The organism is Polaromonas sp. P3_C2 (assembly GCF_056402675.1).
Genome location: NZ_JBFUGX010000249.1, coordinates 1 through 5799, shown reverse-complemented (window position 1 = coordinate 5799; position 5799 = coordinate 1). Strand labels below are relative to the sequence as shown.

The 5799-nt window shown below is 64.2% G+C and carries 4 protein-coding genes; 2 read left to right on the top strand and 2 right to left on the bottom strand.

From position 1 onward, the window contains the following. Nucleotides 1–2763, top strand: a 2763-nt coding sequence (gene gcvP, locus AC1DWI_RS11925; RefSeq protein ID WP_477724898.1) for an aminomethyl-transferring glycine dehydrogenase, incomplete at its 5' end; no start/stop codon positions are given. A gap of 250 nt (nt 2764–3013) precedes the next feature. Further along, nucleotides 3014–3799, top strand: coding sequence for a sulfite exporter TauE/SafE family protein (locus AC1DWI_RS11920; RefSeq protein WP_477724897.1), 786 nt, complete (start codon nt 3014–3016; stop codon nt 3797–3799). Here AC1DWI_RS11920 and AC1DWI_RS11915 read toward each other — a convergent pair. After that, the gene (locus AC1DWI_RS11915) at nt 3793–4563 is read right to left on the bottom strand and encodes a transglutaminase-like domain-containing protein (protein ID WP_477667883.1); all 771 of its coding nucleotides are present in this window, start codon (nt 4561–4563) and stop codon (nt 3793–3795) included. The two genes, AC1DWI_RS11920 and AC1DWI_RS11915, sit on opposite strands and share 7 nt — an antisense overlap. A gap of 188 nt (nt 4564–4751) precedes the next feature. After that, nucleotides 4752–5799, bottom strand: a 1048-nt coding sequence (locus AC1DWI_RS11910; RefSeq protein ID WP_477724896.1) for a mannitol dehydrogenase family protein, incomplete at its 5' end; no start/stop codon positions are given.

Here is a 5799-nt window from a genome sequence, read left to right as displayed (position 1 = left end):
CTGGTGGAAGGCATCGTTCCGCGCTCGATTGCGCGCAGCACGGCCATGGCGATCCCCGCGCCTGTCACAGAGGCTGCCGCGCTCAAGCAGCTCAAGGCCATCGCGGCCAAGAACCAGGTGTTCAAGAATTTCATCGGCCAGGGCTACTACGGCACCTACACGCCAGGCGTGATCCTGCGCAACATCCTCGAGAACCCCGCCTGGTACACGGCTTACACGCCTTACCAGGCCGAGATCTCGCAGGGCCGCATGGAAGCGCTGATCAACTTCCAGACCATGGTCTGCGACCTGACCGGCATGCCGATCGCCAACGCCTCCATGCTCGACGAAGCCACCGCCGCCGCCGAAGCCATGACGCTGGCCAAGCGCAGTGTAAAAAGCAAAAGCAATGTCTTCATCGTGGCGGGCGACTGCCATCCGCAGACGATTGAAGTGATTCAAACCCGCGCCAAACCGCTGGGCATCGAAATCAAGGTCAGCACGGCCGCCGTCACGGTGCCGCAGCTGATGGCCGAAGGCAATTACTTCGGCGTGCTGGCGCAATACCCCGCCACCACAGGCAGCATCCATGACCTGCGCCCGCTGGCCGGCCAGGCGCATGTCGACGGCGCGGCCCTGTGCGTCGCTGCCGATCTGCTGGCGCTCACGCTGCTGGCCCCGCCCGGTGAATGGGATGCCGACATTGTGCTCGGCAACACCCAGCGCTTCGGCATGCCCATGGGCAACGGCGGGCCGCACGCGGCTTACCTCGCCTGCCGCGATGAATTCAAGCGCTCGCTGCCCGGCCGCCTGGTCGGCGTCACAGTCGACAGCCACGGCAACCCGACCTACCGCCTCGCACTGCAAACACGCGAGCAGCACATCCGCCGCGAGAAAGCCACCTCCAACATCTGCACTGCGCAGGTGCTGCCGGCGGTGATCGCCAGCATGTACGCGGTCTACCACGGCCCGCAAGGCCTCAAGCGCATCGCCGAGCGCGTGGCCGCCTACACGGCCATCTTTGTGCGCGGCCTGCAAGAACTGGGCTATGACATCACCAACACGGGCGCCTTTGACTCCGTGACGGTGAAAACCGGTGACGCTACCAATTTGATAGCTGACCGCGCACGTTCTGCGGGGGCTAACCTGCGTTTTCGCTTGAATAACCACCTGGGCGTGTCGCTGGACGAAACCACCAGCCGCAAGGACATCGAACTGCTGTGGTCCTTCTTTGCCAGGCCCGGCCAGACCATACCCGTGGTCAGCGCGTTTGAAAAAGGCATCGAGTCGCTGATCCCTTCCGACCTGCGCCGCACCAGCGCCTTCCTGTCGCACCCGGTGTTCAACACACACCATTCCGAAACCGGCATGCTGCGCTACATCCGCATGCTCAGCGACAAGGATCTCGCACTGGATCGCAGCATGATCCCGCTGGGCAGCTGCACCATGAAGCTCAACGCCACCAGCGAGATGATTCCCGTCACCTGGCCGGAGTTCGCCAACATCCACCCGTTCGCACCTGCCGAACAACTGCAGGGCTATGCCGAACTTGACAAGCAGTTGCGCGACTGGCTGTGCCAGGCCACCGGCTATGCGGGCATCAGCCTGCAGCCCAACGCCGGCTCGCAAGGCGAATATGCCGGCCTGCTGGTCATCAAGGCCTTTCATGAAGCCAAGGGCCAGGGCCACCGCAACATCTGCCTGATTCCTTCTTCCGCCCACGGCACCAACCCGGCCAGTGCACAGATGGTGGGCATGACCGTCGTCGTGACCGCCTGCGACGCGCAGGGCAATGTCGACATGGCCGACCTCAAGGTCAAGTGTGAACAGCACAGCGCCAACCTCGCCTGCGTGATGATTACCTACCCCAGCACGCATGGCGTGTTCGAAACCCAGGTGAAAGAGCTCTGCGCCATGGTGCACAGCCATGGCGGACGCGTTTACGTGGACGGCGCCAACATGAACGCACTGGTGGGCGTGGCCGCGCCAGGCGAGTTCGGCGGCGACGTGAGCCACCTGAACCTGCACAAAACCTTCTGCATCCCGCACGGCGGCGGCGGCCCAGGCGTTGGCCCGGTGTGCGTGGTGGCTGACCTGGTGCCTTACCTGCCCGGCCATGCCACTGCGGGGATTCCCGTCAACGGCGTCGGCGCTGTCTCGGCTGCACCGCTGGGCAATGCCGCGGTGCTGCCCATCAGCTGGATGTATTGCCGCATGATGGGCCCGGAAGGTCTGACGCAAGCGACCGAAGTCGCCATCCTGAGTGCCAACTACATCAGCTCGCGCCTCAAGGACCACTACCCCACGCTGTACGCCAGCGAAAACGGCCATGTCGCGCATGAATGCATCCTGGATCTGCGCCCGCTGAAAGAGACCAGCGGTGTTACCGCCGAAGACGTAGCCAAACGCCTGATGGACTACGGCTTTCACGCGCCCACATTGAGCTTCCCTGTGCCCGGCACCCTGATGGTCGAGCCGACCGAAAGCGAAACCCTGGCCGAGCTGGACCGTTTCATTAACGCCATGATCGCCATCCGCGAAGAAATCCGCAAAATCGAAGCCGGGCAATGGCCGCAAGACAACAACCCGCTCAAGCATGCGCCGCACACCGCAGCCAGCCTGATGGGCGCCGACTGGGACCGCCCCTACTCCCGCGAAATCGGCGCCTTCCCGTTGGCCTCGCTCAAGCAGGTCAAATACTGGCCGCCGGTGGGCCGCGTCGACAACGTCTACGGCGACCGCAACCTGTTTTGCAGTTGCGTGCCCGTGACTGACTACGCCTAGGACCTGTCAACACTGTGTTTGCAAGATGCGTTGCGAGTCAAAAAGGCCTTGAGCAAGGCGCAAAACGCAGGCGGGGTGAACCCCGTCAAGGCTTTGCAACGCCGCGCAAGGCCTTTTTGATCGCAACCCGGAGGGAATGGGGTGAAAACGGCGCCACTCGGCGTTGCGCTCCTAGCCCAGACGCCCGGTCTGGGCGTCGTCGCGCGCCTTGATCGGCGCCGTTTTCACCCCATTCGCATTTGCAAACACAATGTTGGCAGGTCCTGACGCCCCAATCGTTTTAATCGTCGCGGGCGCGGCGGCGGCGGGTTTTGTCCAGGGCCTGTCGGGCTTTGGCTTCAGCCTTGTCGCCATGTCGTTCTGGGCGTGGTCTATAGACCCGAAACTGGCGGCTGTCATGGCGGTGTTCGKCGGCCTGACAGGCCAGGTCATGGCGGCCTTCACGGTCAGCCGCACGACGGACTGGAAACGCCTGCTGCCATTTCTGGCCGGCGGCCTGCTCGGTCTGCCGCTCGGTTTGCTGTTGTTGCCGCAACTTGACGTCCAGCTGTTCAAGCTGTTTCTCGGCATGCTGCTGGCGCTGTGGTGCCCGGCCATGCTTTTTTCGGGCAAGCTCCCCCGCATTCACCATGGGGGCCGCGTCGCCGACGGCACGATTGGCGTTGCCGGTGGTTTCATGGGGGCCTTGGGTGGTTTCAGCGGTGTGATTCCGACACTGTGGTGCACCCTGCGCGGCTACGAAAAGAGTGCCCAACGCGCCGTCATCCAGAACTTCAATCTGGCCGTGCTGACCGTCACCATGGCCAGCTATGTTGCCGCCGGCCTGGTCACGCGCGAAACGCTGCCCATGCTGGCCATCGTGGCACCTGCTGCGCTCATTTGCGCCTGGCTGGGCGGGCGCGTTTACACGGGCATCAGCGACCTTGCCTTTCGCAGACTGGTGCTGAGCCTGCTGACCTGCTCGGGCCTGGCGATGCTGGTGTCATCCGTGCCGGAGTTGCTGCGGCGGATGGGTTCGGGCCTGTCATTTCAATAGAAACGCGAGCCGGCCCGCAGCTCACGAATGGCCCGAATCATGGTCGGAGCCAGCGCATTCCATTGCAACGCCCGCAATGATCGGCGGTAGCGCAGCCCGTTGGCGCGCAGGGATGCCGACACCAGTTCCAGGGGATCGCTCACCACGCACAGAAGCCGCGTGAGCATGGGGTCCTGCTCGGTAGGCACACCGCCGAGGAAGGCGTCGTTCTTTCCATCCCACAGAAGCTGGGCGTTGATGTGGATACCCCAGCCGCACTCCCAGCCGTTCGCTTTCAGGCGTTCGAGCGCCGCAGCCACGTATTCGGCATCGAAGATGTAGGTGTCGGTGCGCACCCAACGGCCCAGCCAGAACTCCGCCAGCGGCCGCGCCGCCGGCGTGGCCCGCGGGATCAGGCCGCGAAGCATCTCGCCGCGCATCTCCATGTAGCGCACACGGGCCGGGATGCCGGCGGAGCGCATCAGCGCGATCAGCAGCGTCACCTTGTCGTCACCGTCGCCCCCGCGCGCCTCGAGTACGTCGCGGGCGGTCGGGTACTGCAGCTTGATCCGCTTGGTATAAGGCAGGCGCTTGACGAAGCGATAGATAGCCAGTGCCTTGTCCCGGTCGGTGCGGCACAGCTGGACAATCGAGCGAGCCTTCAGGCGCAGCTTGGTGTCGTCCAGGTCCAGCAGGGGCGTTGTGCCAAGCCAGTCCTGTGGCCGGTCGCTGGCTCTTTGATGCAGCCGGCGGGGCGAATCGAATTGTGCGGCAAGTGCCACCATGGAACCACCAACGGAGTGAATGGTTTACGCATCGTAACCCCGGAGGCGCAATTGCGGCGAATTTCCGTTCCACGCCCGAGCGCTGAGGGACTGACCCCTTCTTCCTCCGGAGAAGGCAGGCATGAGGGTTCGCTGCGTTGGATGTTGCGCCGCAGCATGTCATCAAACGCCGGTGACCAGCCGGCGGTTCAGGCGCCAGTGCCCAGGGTGCTTCCGGTTTCAGCTAACGCATTGCGCAGCTGGGTCTGTGCGATGGGCAGTTGCAGCGCCACGGCGCGCTCTACCACGGGTGCCAGGCGGCGCAGCTTCTTCTGCGCGTGGTCCTTGGCAATGTCGGCCAGACGGTGTTCCAGAAACGGGTTGAGCAGACGGTCGCGCAATTCCACCAGGTAGGCGTGGGCCTCGGGGCCTGTGCCCTCGGCGTCAAATACCGGCAGCACCTCGTCGGCCCATACCGCCTCCAGCGGGGTGCGCAGCGCCGGGGTGTGCATGGCCTGCACCACGGTCATGTCCGCAGCACTGCCCAGCAGCCGCCAGCGTTCGGCCAATATGGTGTGACCCAGGTTCAGCAGCCAGAGCTTGCGTTGCTCGAATGGAGCCAGTGCATCCGTCACCACCACGGCCGGGTGGTTGCAAGGAAGCACCATGCGCGGCTGGTGTTCGATAGCCCACAGCGCGTAGGGCTCGGCCACTGCACCGGCGGGTTCCAGCGGAGACGACACGATGCGGTCCACCAGTGAATTGACCCACACGCAGTGCTCCCGCACATAGCGAAGGAAGGCGGGCGTAACGCCCCAGCTCTGTGCCAGCGTGGATACCAGGTTGCGCAGGGTGTCACCGTTACGGCTGACCAGTTCGCAGGGATACAGCGTCAGGGGAGCCTCTGGTTGTAGCTGCCAGCGATGGTGCAGAAGCACCACCAGCTTGGCCGGGTAGCTGCTCGGCGCCGTCGTGGGGCTACGCAGCAGCGCCGCGGCGTCGGAGTCGTCCAGTGCATAGCCCATGTCTGCGGTGTTGGAGATGATGACCTGCACGGTGGTGGCCATGGCATCGCACAGTTGTGTCCAATCGCGGCGGGCATGCCAGACGGCCTGTACTGCATTCACTTGCACGGTCTCCTCGATACGCCGGCCATGTTGCATGCCACGCAATTCGACGCGGTAGCCATGTGCCAGTGCCGCAGCGCGTGCACTGCTCTGCGGGCTGTCTGTGCTCTGCACGACGGCGATGCCGCCC

Bases quoted from the DNA above. Each gene is read 5' to 3' on its own strand.
- AC1DWI_RS11915 (WP_477667883.1), bottom strand. From the start codon at position 4,563: ATGGTGGCACTTGCCGCACAATTCGATTCGCCCCGCCGGCTGCATCAA.